The organism is Streptomyces sp. NPDC000880 (genome assembly GCF_053599675.1).
In genome coordinates this window covers 1-18071 of sequence record NZ_JBSFMS010000074.1, presented here as the reverse complement: position 1 = coordinate 18071, position 18071 = coordinate 1, and the positions used below count along the sequence as shown (strand labels likewise).

Genomic DNA, 18071 nt, shown 5'->3' with positions numbered 1-18071 from the left:
ACAACAGAAACGGAGACTAATTCCGTGTGGCATATCGCCAGATATCCTCGAACTCTCCTGCTTCTATTTCCGACGGGGTGAATTCTTCTAGCTCGGCAAGCTCCTCGACGCTCGGTGTCGCAATCTCACCAAGCATCGTTGTCCCCTTCGACGTAACCGAATCAGCGAAGTCGCATCGACCATCCCGATATACCTCGACTTTGCGCACTTCGTATCGCTCATCGTCGATTTCACTGAAGAGAGTCACGGGCTCGTCAGGAAAGTCGTGATGCCACACTACCTTGAGGTACTTCATGGCCCTATCGGTCCCCTACCGTAACCTACGATCCTACTCGACACGTCGAGTACGCCTCCGTTAAGGACGAACACGCCCTCGCGATCAGGCGCCTTCACCACGCCGAGTCCACGAACATCGATCGCAACATAGTGGCTGTACCTCTGCCCTCCCCACGGAGTTCCGTGCAAACCCCTGGCGAGCTGGCCAGGACGCTTAGTCCCTGGCTCTATATCCGTGAAGTATTGACCATCGCCATATTTTGCGTCAGTCGGCCTTGCCGCCTTCGTGGACGGCCAGAGCTCGCCACTTTCACGAATTCCGTTCATCCCTTTCTCAGTCGTGTAGTGATAGAGGGTGTCGGGAACTTCACCACAGTTATGAACGAGGACCGGTGTATCCCCCGCCAGCACATAGTACGTGTGGATGCCGTTGATCGTGAGGTCGTGCGTACGCTGGCGCTTCTCGAAGTAGCGGGTGTCCGCAAGCTCGACGGTGTCGCCGTCCGGGGTGCGCAGCGTTATGCCGGGTTCGAGATCGCCCGCCTTGATCCACTCGCCCTCGGACACCACCCAGAAGGGGTGGGTCGTCGTGGCGATCAGCGCTGCCGGTTCACCCGACTCGCCCTCGATCGTGAGGTCGACGAAGTGCTTGTCGTCCTCGGTGACGATCGTGCCGGCAACCTCGCGAATGGTTGTCTTGCCAGTCTCAGGGTCGGTCACGGTGACCTTGTCACCGAGTGCGACGTCCTCGATCGGCTTGCGCGTACCGTCGACGAGCAGCACGTACGTGCCGGGCAGGAAGCTATGACACTCCGGCTCGCTCTTCTTGAGGGCTGCCGCAGCCTTTTTCTTGGCTGCGGCCAGTGCGTCCTTCGCCCTGGCCAGCCCGTCCTTCGCCTTGTCCACGGCCTTGTTGGCCTTGAACAGATCCCTGACCCCGCCGATGAGATCGCCCACGAGGCCGACCACTCGCTTCGCGAGCTTGGCCCCCTTCGCCCAGTTCCACGGAGCGCCGTACTTCGCGAGGATCTTTCCTGCCAGACCGCCGGCGAAGCTGCCCGCGATGTTCAGCACCGTCTCACCGCACGCGCCCATGTCACCGCTGGAGACGCAGTCCAGCGCAGCGTCGATACCGAGGATGTCCCGGACGATCTTGACGAGCGCCTTGCCCGCCGACTTGATGCGTTGCTTGGCCGCGGACTGCTGCTGCTCCGCACCCGAGACCGCGCCGGCGGCCTCGTCGGCGTTCTTCTGGGCACCCTTGACGGGGTCGGACTTGCCGCCGGTGACGGGCAGCCCACCCCGGCACTCGATGAGGCCCTGCATGCACTCCGGGATGGCCATGCCGCTCGGGTCGGCATGAGTGACGGGGCTGTTGTTGGCGTAGGAGTAACCGTTGATCTGCTGGGGCTGGGTGTAGTCGATCAGCGGGTCGACGGAGATGAACTTGCCGATGACCGCGTCGTACTCCCTGGCCCCCAAGTGAGTCAGGCCAGTCGACTTGTCGATCGTGCCGCCGACGAAGCCCTTCTCACCCGGCCAGTTGCCGGTCGCCTCACCACGCTCGACTCCGAACGGGTCGAAGCGGCGCTGCGAGATCGCGCCCGTGGCCGCATCAATGGCCAGTTCGCCCGTGCCGTGGTGGTCGGAAGCGATGAACGAGACCTTGCCGTCGTTGCTGCGGACGGCAACCGTCTGGCCGGCGTGCGAGTAGTAACGGGTGGCTTCCTTCTTGGTGCCGTCGGCCGAGAGCTTGAGCTCCATGCCGGGCAGGTACACCGTCGTGCCCGAAGAGTCCTTGCGTTGGACCCGGTTGCCGCCCCCGTCATAGAGGTAGGTGGTTTCGGAGCCGTCAGTCTCCTTCGCCTTGGCGAGGTTCCCGGTGCCGTTCCACTCCAGCGTCTGGGCGTCGCCACCGATGGTGCGCGTGGTGGTGTTGCCCGTCTCGTCGTACTCGTACGTCGACTGACGATCGCCGGTCGGGGTGTTCTCCACGACCTTGGTCAGCTGGTGTGGGCCGTCACCAGCCGCGCCCGCCGCACCATAGGTGTAAGTACGGGTGACGTTGTTGACTGGGTTGAGCCCCGTGTCATGCACCGTGTCGGAGGTCCGGTTGCCGATGGCGTCGGTGACGTACGACTTCCAGTACGGCGCCGGCCCGCCGAGCGGAGTCGCGCTCGCGGCCGCCTCACATGCCTTCGGGCCCTTGCCCTCGACCGGTGCGGTCGAGCCGATGGTGCCGTTCCCGGACGCGTCCGCCGCGGTGGAGGCTGGGCTCCACGCCTCGGCCAGCCGCTGGCGGCTGTCGTAGGCAAAGCACTGGACGTCCGGCGAGGTGGTGTTCGCGGTGTCCGAGATGGACAGGACGTTGCCTGCCTGGTCGTAGGAGTAGTTCGACTCCCTGGCCGGAGCGGACGCCCCATAGACGTCGACGACGGAGCGGGTCAGTCGATCCGTGCCGGTCTCGTAGGCGAAGGTCTGCCAGACCTTCTTGCCGCTGCCGGTGGACAGTTCCAGCTGCTGGAGGTGGCTGGTCTTGGAATAGAGCGTGCTGGTGACGTACGGGGTGGACCCCGTCATCGTCGTCGGACGCTGAAGTTCGTCGTACCCGTAGACCAGACCTTCGGCGGGCAGATCGCCCGCGGCGGGCAGACCCGTGGACTGAGTGGTGCCGTCACGGTTGTAGGCAGAGGTGAACGTGTAGGTACCCGCCAGGGAGCCCTGGGAGGCCGGCACCACGTAGGCGGTCTTGAGTGCGCGGTAGAAGTTGTCCATCGACTGGACGACCGAACCGAAGTACTCGGTCGGAGAGACGTAGCTGAGGTTGGCCCACGGCTGCCCGAGCCAACCCGCCTTGTCGTACCGCGTCTCCGTGAGCTTTGTGCCCGTGGTGGGCTCACCCTGCCAGGTCGTGACGGGGCGGCTGAGCTGGTCGTAGACCGTGGAGATGGTCTTGCCCCGTCCGTCCGTGGCCGCGGCAGGACGGTCCAGGGCGTCGTACGCAGTGGTCGACGTTCCTGAATCCGGGTCGACGCTCTTCGTCTGACGCCCCAGCTGGTCGTACTCGTAGCGCCACTCGTTCCCCTTGGCGTCCGTGACCGTCTCGAGCAGACCCTTCGGCGTGTACGTGTACCTCGTGACGTCGTACCCCGACAGCGGGCTCGGCGAAGCCCCCCGGTAGTGCCAGATCTCCTTCGTGTTGCCCGCCGCGTCGTTGATCGTCGTCGTTGGCACACCGCCGGTCGGCGGGTCGACCGTGGTCCGCTCGCCGTCGTACGTCGTCGTGGTCCGCCACTGCTCGACCCCTGAGACCGCCATGATCTGCGCCGTTGGCCGGCCCAGACCGTCGTACTCCAGCAGACTCTGCTGGCCCACCTCACCGTTGTGGACGATCAGCAGCTCGTCGGAAGGAGCCCCGGCCGCGTTGTATGTCGAGTTGGTCTTCTTGACCTTGCCGGTGCCGTCGTAGAACGAGTCGGCCACCATACGCGTGCCGCCGGGCCCCTCGGTCTGCATCTGGCGCGGCCGCAGCAGGCCGTCGTAGAGCTGGTATTCCGCCCCGTACGAGCCGTCGATCTCGACCTTCTCGGTCTTGATCGCGACGACCTTGTCGCGGCGCACGTTGTACGAGTACTTGATGCTCGGCGTCTGTGTCTTCGCCCGGTCCGGGAGCCAGACCGAGGTCAGCCGGCCGAGGCCGTCGTAGGCCAGGTCGGTGCGCTTGCCGTTCGGGTCCGTCTGGCCGGCCGACATGCCCCAGGCCGGGGCGTAGTCGGTCGTGGTGACATGCCCCAGCGCGTTGGTGTTCTTCGCCTGCGAGATCAGACCGTTGACGTCCGTGTAGGCCGTCTTTGTCTCCGCGGCGGACGCGTCCTTCTGCGAGAGCGGACGGCCGTAGGCGTCGTAGGTCGTGGTGCCGGTGACCTGATAGGTGCCGGTGGTGCCGTTGTGCGAGGTCAGGCGCTCCGTCGTGGTCGCGTCGCCCTTGGTCGGCGCCTCGCCGAACGCCTTGCCGTCGTACGAGGTGCGCTCGTCGGCGTGGACCTGCGTCTTGCGGTCCGGGGTTGCCGAGCACTTGACGCCGACCGACTCACTGCGCGAGGGCAGAGAAAGGATGTTCTCGCCGGCGTTGTCCGCGTACCAGGTGCGGGTGCAGGTGTCGTCGTTCGGAGTCGAGACGTCACCCTGGTCGTCGACCTCGGTGACGCGGCCGGTGCCGTTCGCGGTGTCGTACTTCGTGGTGGTCTTGGCTTCTCGCCAGCTGCCGTTGGACATCAGGCTGAAACCGCGCTCGGTCTCGGACCTGACGATGACCGAATGCGTGGTGCCCCAGCTCCTGGTCTGCGTGGCGGTGTTGTACTTCCACGGCGTGCTGATCGTCTTGGCGACGAGCTTGGAGCCGTCGTAAGTGGCCGCCTCCAGCTGGTGGCCGGTGAACTCCTCGGCGTCGGTGTATTCGGCGCCGGTGGAGTCGGCGACCTTCACCGAACGGGTGCCGCCGGCCGGGTCCTTGTCGCCGTCCATGCCCTGCAGGTACGTGTAGTCGACCCGCGATGTCTGGTTGTCGGCGCTTCCGCTGGTGACCTTGACCTTGCCGTAGCCCTGCCAGCCGCCCCACGTGAGGTACTTGTCCTCAGTGATGCCGTCCGGCTTGGCTTTACGCCATGCCGCGTCGCCCTGGTAGTCGTAGCGGGTGACGAGGCTGTCGCCGCCTCCCGTGCGGTCCGTCTCGACGATCTCCGCGACCACGTACTTGTGGAACCAGTCGGTGATCGGGTCGATATAGCCCGGCGGCGCCCATTTGACCGGGTAGCAGCGCTTCGTCGACTCGCCCGGCTTGGGCAGCGCGTCCTTCGTGCAGTTCGTCGGCGCGTAGTTGACGTCCAGCTGGGCACCGGTCTCGCTCAGTACTGACACGAGTCGGAAGCGGTGGAACGGCGCCAGATTGTCACCGATCGCGTCGACGCGGTTGACCAGTTGCTGTCCATACAGTTCGAGAGTCGGCAGCTTGGCAGAGGTGCCAGCTCTGCCCTCGTAATCGATCTGCGACAGCCAAAGCGTCTTCGAGTCGTCACCGTTGTCGGTGAAGAAGTGTGTGAAGGTCCACGCGTCCACGTCCTGGTAGGTCGTGGCGTCCTTGCGCATCTGTGTGGTGATGCCGGTCAGCCGCTTGGTCGTCCAGAAGGTCTGTCCGACGGTGCACTTGGTGTCGGCCTTGCACTCCTGGTCGACCGGGGTGTCCGGCCAGTAGGCGGCATTCGCCTTGGTCCGCTTACTCTCGGCGCAGTCGAAGTCCGCGGTGGGCAGGCAGCGCTCGGCGGTGTTGAACACCACGCGCGCCGGGGCCTTGGCCGCGTAGACCTGGCCGTCGCGCTGACCGTAGTCGACCCGCTGCAGATAGCCGCCACGGTGGTACGCCGTGCCGTTGACGTCCGTCTTGCCGTTGAGGGCGTACTGGTTCGTCTCGGAGGCGTAGTAGTAGGACATCACGTTGCCGTGGGTGTCCTTGACGTAGTCAAGGTTCCAGCGCCAGGCCTGCTTGCAGTGGGCGCTGGTGAACGTGGCGTTGTAGCAGGGCTCGCCCGAGTCGTCACCGAAGACGGGGGCCGTCCAGGTGGAATCGGTCACCTCGTTTCCGGCGGCCCAGCCCGGCAGGCGGTTCAGACCGAAGTAGTACTCGGTGCCATCCGACGTGGTGACGCGCCAGTGCTCGCCGTCGTTGTCACCGTTCGTCGCACCCGTCAGCTTGTCGACCTTGGTGCCGTCGTCGGACGAGAACTTCCACTCGCCGGTGGCGTCGTCCTTGATGAGCTCGCTCGAGCTTCCGTTGAGCAGAATGGTGGCGTTGTCGAACGCCCAGCACTGCTCACCGGACCCGGTGTGGCCGTCGTCGGAGCACGGCTTGTAGCGGCGCTCGATGTACCCGGGGTCGTACGAGAAGCCCTCACCGATCCAGGAGCCCTGGTTGTTGGTCGCGGAGGTGCGGCCGTCGGCGGACTGGGACGAGTAGCCGAGCCCGATGCTGGGCATCAGACCGCCCGGCGTGGGAACGGAGCGCAACGGATAGTTCCAGCTGAAGCCACCCGATGAGTTGGCGACGCTCCAACTCGCCGACGGGGACAGGGGGGTCGCCTTGTAGGTGCCCTGGGCAGAGGACGAACCTGCCGCGAGCGCGACGAGCGATTCACCCTGGACGGCCATGGTGGACGTACCGGACTGGGCTGGCGCAGCCACCACATCGGCCGAGACCGTACGGTCCTTCGCGTTGTTCACCGTCGCCAGCGGCTTGGGCAGCTCGGGGCATGCCTTGCTGCCGGGCTGGGCGACCGCCGCACACGCGGGCAGCTGGACAAGCCGAAGGCGGGCACCGTAGGCACCACCGTAGCCATCGGCGAAGGCGGAATAGTCCACGTTCAGACGGACCTTGGCGGCCTGCGACCCGTCATCCGAGCGCTGAACGCGGAGAACGGCCCCGACTCCGAGCTTGGCGGCCCGTTTGGGGTCGAGGACATCAACCTTGATCTTGCCGGGCGCCGGGATCGGCTTCCCGGTGGCCGACTTGGCCTTGTTCGCAGCCTTGAGCGCGGTGACGGATATGGGCAGACCACCGGCCTTGACCTCTGCAGGGGTCTTGACGCCGACGTCCGACACCGGCACTTCCGCGCTGCCTTGAGCCGGCCAGGCGGCCTTGTCGAGCTGCTTCACCGCAGCCTTGCGGGCGGGGTCGGCGGGGCGGAGCCTGACCTTGCCCTCGGTGCCCTCGACAGGGTCACCGAAGTCCTGGACACCGGGTCTTCCCCGGCCTTCTTCATCAGCGTAGGCAACAGCCTGGACAGAGGAAGCCGACAGTGCCAGGGAAAGCCCAAGCACTGTTGCGGCGACTGTATGTCTGGGCAAGCGGCGGCTCAGCAAGCGGCCACGTATAGACATCACAGAACTCCACGGGTCAAAACAGGGACATGGGAAGCAAGAAGAAGACGAGTTCGCGGGTGTGCCGACGGCGCGGTCGAAGTCGGCACACCCGCAAGTAGTTACAGCTCTGGCTGCGCTATGGCTATAGCCATCTGCCGGACCCTGACCGGGTCGGCAGCACCGGTGTAGGCGCGGACCTCGTCAAGGGCACCGGCGAAGAACTCGCTGTCGCCGATGGCCGAGCGGCCCACTTGAAGGCCGCCGCTCGCGGCCCACAAGGTGGTGTCGACGCCGTTGGCCGTGGCGGCCAGCTGGCCCTGCACGTACAAGCGGATCTCGTTGGCGACAGCGTCATAGACGACTGCCAGGTGCTGGCCGTCGCCGCCCGTGTCGGGCAGTGCCTCATCGTCCACGAAGGAGACCACCTCGGCTCCGGCCGTGTCTGTCTTGGCCACGGCCAACTCCCACTTGCCGCCCTCCGCGTCGGGGCGGTAGCGAACCGCGAACCGGTTGGCATTCGTTCCCGGCAGGGACAGCACGGTCTGCGCCTTCTCCGGGTCCAGCGAGGTGAGCTGGGCTCGGGCGGAGACAGTGAAGCTCGTGCCTCCGGTGATTGGAGCCGTAGCTGTGGACGCATAACCTCCGTCGCCGGCCAGGAGCAAATGCCCCTCTCCGACAAGGGCCGCAGTGTCATCCATCAAGGGGTCCGGGTCCGGGCGGTAGATCGACGCGTTACCGGACAGATTGAGGGCCGGCCCGTAGACGGTCGTGGAACCGCTCGGCTTGCCCGTCTCGGCCGAAACACCGTTGGTCGCAGTGTCCAGCTGCCAGTAGCCCTTGCGGTCCGGCTTGACAGTCATCAGTTCGGCAACCTGGGCAGCGGGCAGGATCCGGTCGAAGACCCGGACCTCCGCGAGGTCGCCCGTGAACTGGTCGCGATAGCCGCTCTTGGCCGTGGAACGGCCGATCTGGAGCGGGCCGTACGACTTCCACACCGACGGGCGCTGGGCGGTCCCCTTCAGGTCCTTGTTCACGTACAACTGCAGCTCTGTCTTCTGCGCGTCGTACACACCGGTCAGCAGAACCCACTGGTCCTTGACCGCGGTCAGGCCGGTGGAAACGGCCTTCCACTCGCCGATGGTGTCCACGTCGGTGACAGGGACCGAGAAGGACCAGGTCTTGCCGATGGAGTCGTACCCGAGGGTGAAACCGGGCTCTCCAGTGCCGTCCTGGCTGACGATCGCCATGTCGCGGTCGAGCGCGGTGGGCCGCACCCAGGCGCTGACGCTGAAGCCCTTCGACGAGTCGATCACGGTCTCCTCGGTGTCGAGGTACGCGTCGGATGTGCCGTCGAAGTGCGCCGCAGAGTCGGCAGTGCCACCCGGGCCGTCCAAACCAAAGGTCACGCCGCTACCGGCATTCGCGGAGAAGGCCTCGCGCTCGTCATGCGCCTCGGTGCTGCCGGGTTCGTCCGCGAGGTTCCACTGGCCGGCGACCGGCTTGCCCTCGCTGACCCGGAACTCGTAGCGCTGGAGAGTGCTTGGGTTCTCCGCCTTGTCGACAGCGATGACCTCCAGCCAGTGCAGGCCGTCGCGAGTGGGCATCCAAGTCACCGAGGCCGGGCCACCGGCTGTGGTCGCGGCGACAGTGGTGGCCGGGGACGCGCTCGAGTCGAAGGCGTAGCGGTACTTCACGACGTCCGTGTCGGGCACGGTGTCATTGGGGTTGGGCGTGAAGGTGAAGGTGCCGTAGGTGCCTATGCCGTCGTGGTACACGGTGTCGGCCGGGTACTCCGGGGAGAGCACATTCGGCTTACCGGGCAACGTCGCGTCATAGACGAATTCGCAACGTTGCGCATTCCACGGTCCCCAGCCGTCCCGGTCAAAGGCCCGGGCGCTCCAGTAGATAACTGTGTTCTGCGGGATTGTGGACCGAACTGTGTGCCCGAACTTCGTTCCTGGATTGGGTGACATGTAAACCGTGTCGGCCGTGTACGACTGCGGCGCACCAGCACTGTTGGTCCACTCGACCTTGAACTGGACCTTTACCTGATCCGTGAATGGTTTGACATGGTCAGGATCGCGCGCCTCGGTGGTGAGGAGCGGCGGTACCTCACTGTACGGACGCAAGCTTCCAACCTTGCACGAACCGCCCGGGTTGCTGGACATCCAGCTGGTCAAGGTCTGCGACGGCAGCGTGTTGTAGCTGATCGACAGGTACGCATTGCCGCAGATCCTCTTCCACTCCGCGAATCGGCTCTCGTCCGCAGCCCTCAGTCCGAGGGTCATCGACGACCAGCCGCCGTCCGCAGCCGCCTTGACCTCACTGGTCAGTTCGCCGGTGGCGCCGCTCTCGAAGTGCAGATTCGCCTGGCTGGAGCAGGACGTCGGCGAGATGGCCTTGTCGACGGTCCCGATGTGGTCCGTCCAGTCGTCCTGGGTGTTGGACCAGTTGCTGGACGAGGTGATCGAGTAGTTCTTGCCGCCGATCCGGTACAGCCGGATGGGCTCGGCCGTCGGCGACGCGCTGTAGATGTGCGCCACGCGCGCCGAGAACGTCGCGCCCAGGATCTGCTTGCCCTTGTAGAAAGACATCGGCATGGTGAACAGCAATCGCCGTACACCAACACCGTTGCAGGACACCGGGTTGTAGTCGGTCGGGCACTTGCCCACGCCGGCGCTGTCTGCGTACTTCCAGTCCTGCTCGCTCGGCATGCCCGACATCACGCCGGTCCACGCGGTGCGTGAGGTGGTGCGCTGGATCGGGTCGATGACGACGGGGAAGACCGTGTCGGCCGAAGTGAGCAGCTTCTGGTCCGGTATGAGCGTGAGCTTGCCCTTGGCGATCTCGACCCCCAGCCGGGCGGTCTTGCCGCCTCCGCCCGCACCCTCCAGTGCGGCGGCCGGCGCCTGGGTACGACTCTGGGCCTCGGCCCCGCTGGAAGCGAGGGCCTTGGCAACCGCCTTGGTGCCCTGGGGCTTGGTCGCGGCCTCCTTGACGGCTGCGGAGTCCCACATGGTCGGCTTGCCCGCCTCGAAGACGGTGCCGCCGACGGCGGCGTCCTCCGCCCGCAGGGCGCCGGACGCATCCTCCTTCAGCTTCAGGCCGTCGGCCTTGAGCTCGAGGTCGAGCTTGGCCAGCTTCGGGTTCGACGCTGCTTCAGGGGTCTTGACGACGAGCAGGTGGCCGAATCCGTCGGCCTCGGCCCGTACGGTCAGGTCGACGCCGGGCAGCGCGTCGGCGTAAGTCGCCGTGTTCCCCTTGACGACTGGGGCCGCGAGCTTGCCGTACGGCCAGGTCAGCGACAGTTCCCGACCCGCCCGGTGCATGGTGACGAACGGCTTGCCCGCCTCGCCGGAGGAAAACGACAAACCGACAGTGGTCGCCTTGGGCGCGAGGGAACCATCTGTGCGCTTGATCAGCGTGACGTCGATGGGTGTCCACTTGCCGTCGCGCACTGTGCGCACCGGCTCTGTGTACTCCCGTGCGGTGAAGGTGCCGTTGGGCTCCGCGAAGATCTCGCGACGCTCGGTGCGCAGGCCCACGACCTCCACTCGCTGACCGCTCTTACGGGCCAAGGCCCGTGCCTGGTCCTCGGTTTCGGACGGCCCCGAGGCCGCCGCGTTCTGGGCCTTCGGTGCCTTGTCCGGCACCGGTAGCCCGACCAGGCCGGCGGTGAGGACGGCACCCGCCGTCGCGGCCGCAGCCGCGCCACGCAGCAGTGTGCTGCGCCGTATCCGCGTGGACACGTTTCCACTCCCCTTGCTGTTCACATCAGTTCCTCGGGACCCGCGCGGCCGGTCATCGGACGACGGCGCCGAACGCGACGCCACCGGCCGGGATGCCGCCTTCGCCGGGCTTCCAGGTCTGGGTCGGGGCACCGCCCGTCGCCACGTTCCAGGGGAAGCCGTACACGGCGCGCCCTTCAGTGGGGCCGTAAGGGATGCCGACGTAGAGCATCGAGGGACTGCTCGCGACGCTCAGGCCGGCGAGGAGCTGTTTGGACGGCGTGGATGGGATGCCGGCGCCCGGCTCGATCCAGCTGTCACCCGTGCCCGGGGCACCGAGCATCGGGAAGACCTGCACACCGCCCTTGTCGCGGTGCTCTTCCGAGGACTCCTCCCCCGGAACACCGACGGCGAGGCGCATCGTGGACGCGGTGCCGACGACGCTGGGCGTGGTGTTCACCGCAGTGAGGCGCTGGCCGAAGAAGTCGCCGGCCTCGGCCTCGCCCTCCACATTGGCCGTGTTCTGGTCGAGCCAGTTCAGCTCGGTGATAGTGCCCGCAGCCGTCGCGTGGTAGATCTGCACAGCTCCGGCGTCTGCCGCGCCGGCCAGGTCCTCTCCGGGCGTGCTCACTGCGAACAGGAAGTCGGTGGCGGCAGTAGCGCCCGCCGGGCGGTACGGGGCGATGGCCATGGAGGTGCCGTAGCGGTCCCCGGACTCGGCGGACGCTTCCTTACCCGGCTCACGGGTCTGGCCCATGCCCCAGGACGGCGCCGGGATCCCGTCGGTGTTCAGTGAGGGCCGGAATGCCATCACGGCGCCTGCGGCAAGATCGGTGTCGATTGATTCGCCTGGTACGCCCACGACGAAGACCTGTCCCGTCGCGACGACCGACGCGCCGAACTGGTCGTAGGCCTCGCCGGTCTCCCAGACGCCAGGACTGTCCTGCGTAATGGAGGCAACCTTCTGGTCCGGGCCATAGACGCAGCTGACCTTGCCCATGTCCGGCTTCCCGGTCTCGTCCTCGCCGGGTATGCCGATGATCAGGTAGACATTGTTCGACGCCGAAATGGTCGTGGCGACGGAGTATCCGACCCAGTCCTCGGCCTCATAAGCGTCGCTCAGGAGCCCGTCGGAGCCCTGCCGGAAGCCCTTGGACGGGGTGCCTTGGCCGATACCGGCCGTCGAGCCATAGATGAGATGAACGAGCCCGGCATCCGGCGTGCTGCCCACGTCCTCGTACGGGATGCCCACGGCCAGATCGCTGCAGCCGTCCAGGTCCGCGTCGTACACAGCGAACGAGAATCCGAACTGGTCCCCCTCCTCGGCCGCGTCGGAGACATTGGGCATGTCCTGCGATACCTCGACAGTCCCCTTGCCGCCGCCCAGGACGACGTGGATCGCTCCCGCCCTTTCCACTCCTGAGACGGTCGCGAGGGGATCCGCGATGGCCACATCGCGAATGCCGTCGCCGTTGAAGTCATTCTCGACGCCGCCGACACACGTGGCTGCGGCTGACGCTTGTTGCGTGGACATCGCTCCCGTACCCACAGAGAGCAACGCCACGATGGCTATGCCGACAGCGCCGCGCCGCCAGGCATCCCCCACCCTGGACATCGATAAATCCCCACCCCTACAACTCAGGAAATACGGGGATCGACTCTTGCCTGACACATGGATCACCACAAGGGATCATGTCCGACTTGATCCTTTTACAAGTGGTCACAAATTCATCACAGTTGAACCACAGACTGGGGTACTTGGTGTGCATCCTCGGAATTCGGCCAGTCACCTTCGCGACGCCCAGGCGCCACCCGCCCGTATGCTCACGTGAACCAGCCGGGCTCGTTCAACCGCGCCGGCGAAAGCACGAGGTGAAGCAGTGATAGACGGTGACCGGCGGGCAGTGGGGCACATGGGCACGGTGTTGGTGATCATCCCGACCTACAACGAGGCAGACAACATCGAGTTGATCGTCTCGCGGGTTCGGACCGCCGTACCCGAGGCGCACATCCTCGTTGCCGACGACAACAGCCCTGACGGCACCGGCAAGATCGTCGACGAGATCGCCGGCCACGACGATCACGTGCATGTCCTGCACCGTCGCGGCAAGGAGGGCCTGGGCGCGGCCTACCTGGCAGGCTTCCGCTGGGGTATCGATCACGGCTACGGCGTTCTCGTTGAAATGGACGCCGACGGCTCCCACCAGCCCGAACAGTTGCCCCGGCTCCTGGAGGCGCTGCCGGAGGCAGATCTTGTCCTCGGCTCACGCTGGGTCCCCGGCGGAAGTGTCGTGAACTGGCCCAAGTCGCGCGAGTTCCTTTCCCGCGGCGGCAGCCTCTACTCGCGGGTGCTGCTGGGCGTGCCGATTCGCGATGTGACCGGCGGCTTCCGTGCCTTCAGGAGAGAGACTCTCGAAGGGCTCGGCATGGAGAACGTCACCTCGCAGGGCTACTGCTTCCAGGTCGACCTGGCCTGGCGTGCTGTGAAGGCCGGCTTCAAGGTCTCAGAGGTCCCGATCACCTTCGTGGAACGGGAGCGCGGCGACAGCAAGATGAGCCGGGCGATTGTCGCGGAGGCTCTGTGGCGGGTCACAGCGTGGGGCGTTTCCGCCCGCCTCAAAGCGCTCTCGCGCCGCTCCTGAAGCACGTGTTATCTGATCGACATCACGCCTCATCGCCTCTCTGTGCTATTTCTGTGGTGGATGTGGGGGCGCCTGCGAATGGCGTGCACAGCACTTAAGAGCAAAGAGAGCGAAGATGTCGGGACTGCAGACGACACCGGCCCCTGCGGCTTCCAGACCTGCCGCTCCTCGTGGACGACACGGCCGGGGCGACTCCCCATCGGCGCGAATACGCAACGCGCTGATACGCGCGTTGCCCGCGCTCGCTGCGTACGCCCTGGTCAGATCCATAGGCGTGGCCTTCGTGGCCTCCCGTATCCGAGAAGGCGGACCCAGTCTCGGTCAGCTCCTCGCGGCCAAGTTCGACACGCAGTACTACGTGCACATAGCCGACTACGGCTATGCGGCCCCCATGACCGGTCTCTGCCAAGTCCAGGGCGAGCTCTGTAAGTACGCCTTCTTTCCGCTGTACCCGTCCCTGATCCGAGGGGTCTCAACCATCGTTCCGCTGCCCACGGGCTATATCGCCTGGGGCATCGCCGTCTTCTTCGCCGTCCTCGCCGCCTGGGGCATCTTCGCGATCGCCGAACTGCTCGTCGGACGCAAAGCCGCCGTGGTCACCGTCGTGCTCTGGGGCATCGCTCCACACGCCATGGTCCAGTCGATGGCGTACACCGAGCCCGTCTTCACCGCCATCGCAGCCTGGGCGCTGTATGCCGTCCTCACGCAGCGTTGGGGCGCCGCGGCAGCTCTGGCCGTACTCGCCGGGCTGACCCGTCCGTCCGGCGCCGCAGTCGTGGCGGCGGTGGTCATCTCGGCCATGTGGGCCCTGGCCAAAGCCATCAGAAAGCCACGGGCGACGGCGCCAGGCCGGTCAGGGATACTGCCCCTCGTCGCCTGCATCGTGATCGCGCCCCTTGGCTGGTTCGCGTGGTTTGTGTGGGTGGGTTACCGCGCAGGCCGCTGGGACGGCTATTTCGTGGTCCAGGAAAAGTGGGGCAGCACCTTCGACGGCGGCAGCTTCACGCTGCACCGCATGGTTGAGCTGTTCTCCAAGCTGCCTATCACTTTGAACACAGTTGTGGCCTCGGGCGCCGTCACCGTCGCGGTGGTGCTGTTCATCATCTGTCTCCAGCAGCGCCAGCCTGCCGTGCTCCTCATCTACGCCGCCGTCCTCCTGCTCATCGCCATCGGCGGCGCCGGCTACTTCCACTCGAAGGCGCGTTTCATCCTGCCCGCCTTTCCGCTGCTCCTGCCGCTGGCGCGGGTGATTGCAGCGACGCGTCCTACCGTGACTTACACAGTCCTCGCCTCTGCCACCCTGGTGTCGAGTGCATACGGCAGTTACCTGATGCTCGTCTGGCCGCAGTCGCCCTGACCACGGGCCCATGGGCGGGCACCCCGTATGCTCGCCCGGCGAAGCCGCGCACCGGAAGGCAGAGAAGTGAACTACAGGGTCCAGCCCACCGCCCAGGTCGACGAGACCGCCGAGATCGGCGCCGGGAGCAGCGTCTGGGACCTCGCCCAGATCCGTGAGGGCGCGCGGCTCGGCGAGGGCTGTGTCGTGGGGCGGGGCGCCTACGTCGGCACCGGCGTCACGATGGGCGACAACTGCAAGCTGCAGAATTACGCGCTGGTCTACGAGCCCGCCGAGCTCGGCGACGGTGTCTTCATCGGTCCCGCCGTGGTGCTCACCAACGACCTCAACCCGCGTTCCGTCGACCCCGACGGCAAGCAGAAGCGCGGCGGCGACTGGGAGGCCGTGGGCGTGAAGATCGCCGACGGTGCCTCGCTCGGTGCCCGCTCGGTGTGTGTCGCCCCGGTGCGGATCGGGCGCTGGTCCATGGTCGCGGCGGGCGCGGTCGTCACTAAGGACGTACCGGACTTCGCACTGGTCGTCGGCGTGCCCGCCCGGCAGATCGGCTGGGTCGGCAAGGCCGGTGTCCGTCTGGTGGAGCGCGCGGACGAGTCCGGCGTGTGGGAGTGCCCGCGGACCGGCGCGGTGTACGTGGAGAAGGACGGCGTCCTCGACGAGCGGAACTGACACCCGTCCGGGACGACCGGAACTGACACCCGTCCGGGACGACCGGAACCGGCACCCGTCCGGCTCCACGCCACGTCTCCTCCCACCCTCTCCTCGCCGCAGAGCCCGCCCCGGGCTTCGATACCCTGGGGCCCTGCGTCATGTTGTGCGAAGGGAACCAGATGAAAAGCCACGTGCTCTATCTCGCGCTCGGAACGTACCGAGTACGGGCAGCACGCGAGCATGTCAAGGAACTTGCATCCTCCGGCTCGCAGGTCGTGCTGGTCGTCGCGGACTGCGAGGAGTGGGCGGAGACCGCCGGTGAGCTCTCGCCCCTGGACGGCGTGGAAGTCGTACGGCTCCCCCTCGACAAGCACGGCTCGGCATGGCCCGCCGCCAAGAAGCTGGTCGGTGACAAGTCGGGGCCCTTCGCCACGGCCGAGCGGCTGATCGCCGGTGACGCACACGCACTGCCGACGGCCTGGGCGGCCATCCGGCGGCGGCCGGAGCTCACGCTCGAGTTGGAGCCCGCCAACACGGACGGTCACACCGCGGAGCCTTCGGACCTCGCCGTGATCACCCCCTGGTACCCCTCGTCGAACAACCCGTATGCCGGATCGTTCGTCCAGGCGATGACGGCAGCGGTGGCCGACCAGTTCGACCGGGTCACCGTCCTGCACACCGAGGACTGGTCGGGCCGGGCGCACCCCGCGCTGAACGACGCGATCAAGGTCACCGTGGACCGCCTCCAGGAGCGCTCGGACCTCATCCCCGTCGTGGAGTCCGCGGAGGGCACCGTCGTCCGGGTCCCCGTGCCGCTCCCCCACCGCAAGAACTACAGCCCCTGGGTCGCCACCCAGGAGAAGGCGATGCTGCCCGCGCTGCCCACGGGCAGGATCGAGGCCCCCCTCGTCCACGCCCACACCGGCATCTACGGCGGTGTGCTGGCCCTGCACCTGGCCAAGCCCGACGCGCGGGTGGTCGTGACCGAGCACTCCTCGTTCCTCGACAAGGTCTTCGCGCAGCCCGCCGCCCGGGAGCTGTACGGCGAGGTGCTGGAGCGGGCGAACGCGTTCCTGTGCGTCAGCACCCGGCTGCGGGAGCAGATCGCCGCGGAGTTCCCGGCGTACGCGCACAAGCTCAGCGTCGTACCGAACATGATCGACTTCGGTCGCTTCACGCCCGGTCCGCAGCGCTCGGCCGAGCTGCTCAACTGGCTGTACGTCGGCCGGCTGATCAAGCCGAAGGGCGTCGACGAGCTGCTCGAGGCCTTCGCTCTGGTGGCCAAGAAGGAGCCGCGGGCGACGCTCACTCTGGTCGGCCACGGGCCCCGCGAGGAGGACCTCTTCGCCCGCGCCGACGAACTCGGCCTCGGCGACCGCGTCAGCATCCTGCCGCCCGTGTCCCCCGAGGACGTCAACGCGCTGATGCACAAGCACGATCTGCTTGTGCACGCGAGCAAGGGCGAGACGTTCGGCATGACGGTCGTGGAGGCCGTCGCCGCAGGCCTGCCCGTCCTCGCCACACGCAGCGGTGGCCCGCAGGAGAGCCTGGCCGGCATCGAGTCCAAGGCCGGCGCGTTCATGGACGTCAGCGAGGACCCGAGGGTCATCGCTGACGCCTACTGGCAGCTCAGGAAGGACGCGGCCGGGATCGACCTGCCGGCGGCCCGTGAGGTGCTGGAGAGCCGGTTCGGCACCGAGGCGGTGGCCAAGCAGCTCATCTCGGTCTACGAGGGCACCCCGCTGCCCGCCGCGCAGGTGCCCCTCCCGGCCCTGGCCGAGCAGCCCGCGCGACCCGCCGAGAGCGCCGCGACGGTCACGGAGAAGCAGAACGAGAAGGCCCCTGAGAGCACCGAGCCGGTCGGCCGCGCGGTCATCCTCGCGCTGACGCCGCCCGCCAGGCCGCGCCGCATCGTCGACTTCGCCAACTACCTGACCGAGGTGGGCGTGGAGGTCACCCTGGTCTCGGGCAGGGGGGGCCAGTTCTGGCAGCGCGCGCAGCTGGACTCCCGCGTCCCCGTGGTGAGCATCGAGGCCGCCGAGAAGAAGCTGCGCATCCCGCGCGGCGAGCGCTTCCTCGTCTACCGCGCCCCGCGCGCGGTGTTGCGCAGGGCCCGCAGCGTGGCCGCCCGTAACCGCAAGTCCATCACCCCCGAGCTCGCCGTCGCGTCCGTCCAGCGGGCACACACCAACGCCGCCAACGCCTTCCACAAGAAGATCTTCAACCGTGGGTACCGGGAGATCCGGCCGCAACTGCTGTCCCGTATGGCCAAGCGCGTCGCCCTTCCGGACCTGCGCCTCGACCTCGCGGACCACGTGTTCGTGAGCGACATCAACTCCACGGTGACGGGCTGGAAGTGGGCAAAGGCCCACCCGCACCTCACCGTCACCATGCACATGGACCGGGAGATCTACTCCCCGAAGGACGAGTAGGCGCCGATGCCAACGGCGAAGTGAACATCCAAATTCACACCCGTTCGGGACCTGGGTCCCACCACTGTTAGGCTGG

Annotated in this window: 8 protein-coding genes; 4 read left to right on the top strand and 4 right to left on the bottom strand. The window is 66.8% G+C overall.

Features of this window, described 5'->3' with window-relative positions; genetic code table 11:
* Nucleotides 1–16: 16 nt before the first annotated feature.
* From ACWDO5_RS22710 to ACWDO5_RS22695, 4 genes are all read right to left on the bottom strand, one after another.
* Complete coding sequence (locus tag ACWDO5_RS22710; protein ID WP_450532167.1) at nucleotides 17–295, bottom strand: DUF6881 domain-containing protein; 279 nt, start codon at nucleotides 293–295, stop codon at nucleotides 17–19.
* On the bottom strand, nucleotides 292–7146 hold the full coding sequence (locus tag ACWDO5_RS22705; protein WP_450532166.1) for an HYD1 signature containing ADP-ribosyltransferase family protein: 6855 nt from the start codon (nucleotides 7144–7146) through the stop codon (nucleotides 292–294). Before ACWDO5_RS22705 ends, ACWDO5_RS22710 begins: the two co-directional genes overlap by 4 nt.
* 161 nt (nucleotides 7147–7307) lie before the next feature.
* Complete coding sequence (locus tag ACWDO5_RS22700; protein WP_450532165.1) at nucleotides 7308–10937, bottom strand: LamG domain-containing protein; 3630 nt, start codon at nucleotides 10935–10937, stop codon at nucleotides 7308–7310.
* Nucleotides 10938–10989: 52 nt separating this feature from the next.
* On the bottom strand, nucleotides 10990–12531 hold the full coding sequence (locus tag ACWDO5_RS22695; protein ID WP_450532164.1) for an FG-GAP repeat domain-containing protein: 1542 nt from the start codon (nucleotides 12529–12531) through the stop codon (nucleotides 10990–10992).
* Nucleotides 12532–12796: 265 nt separating this feature from the next.
* Here ACWDO5_RS22695 and ACWDO5_RS22690 point away from each other — a divergent pair, with 265 nt between their 5' ends.
* The 4 genes from ACWDO5_RS22690 (at nucleotide 12797) to ACWDO5_RS22675 (ending at nucleotide 17995) form a co-directional block, all read left to right on the top strand.
* A complete protein-coding gene (locus ACWDO5_RS22690; protein WP_450532163.1) occupies nucleotides 12797–13558 on the top strand; it encodes a polyprenol monophosphomannose synthase in 762 nt (253 codons plus the stop codon).
* A 232-nt stretch (nucleotides 13559–13790) separates the two neighbouring features.
* The gene (locus ACWDO5_RS22685) at nucleotides 13791–14915 is read left to right on the top strand and encodes a glycosyltransferase family 39 protein (protein WP_450532162.1); all 1125 of its coding nucleotides are present in this window, start codon (nucleotides 13791–13793) and stop codon (nucleotides 14913–14915) included.
* Nucleotides 14916–14981: 66 nt separating this feature from the next.
* Nucleotides 14982–15581 carry an acyltransferase gene (locus ACWDO5_RS22680; RefSeq protein WP_450532161.1) on the top strand — a complete coding sequence of 200 codons (600 nt, stop codon included), beginning with the start codon at nucleotides 14982–14984 and terminating at the stop codon, nucleotides 15579–15581.
* A 161-nt stretch (nucleotides 15582–15742) separates the two neighbouring features.
* Nucleotides 15743–17995, top strand: a complete 2253-nt coding sequence (locus tag ACWDO5_RS22675) for a glycosyltransferase (protein ID WP_450532160.1) — start codon at nucleotides 15743–15745, stop codon at nucleotides 17993–17995.
* The last annotated feature ends 76 nt before the right edge of the window (nucleotides 17996–18071 follow it).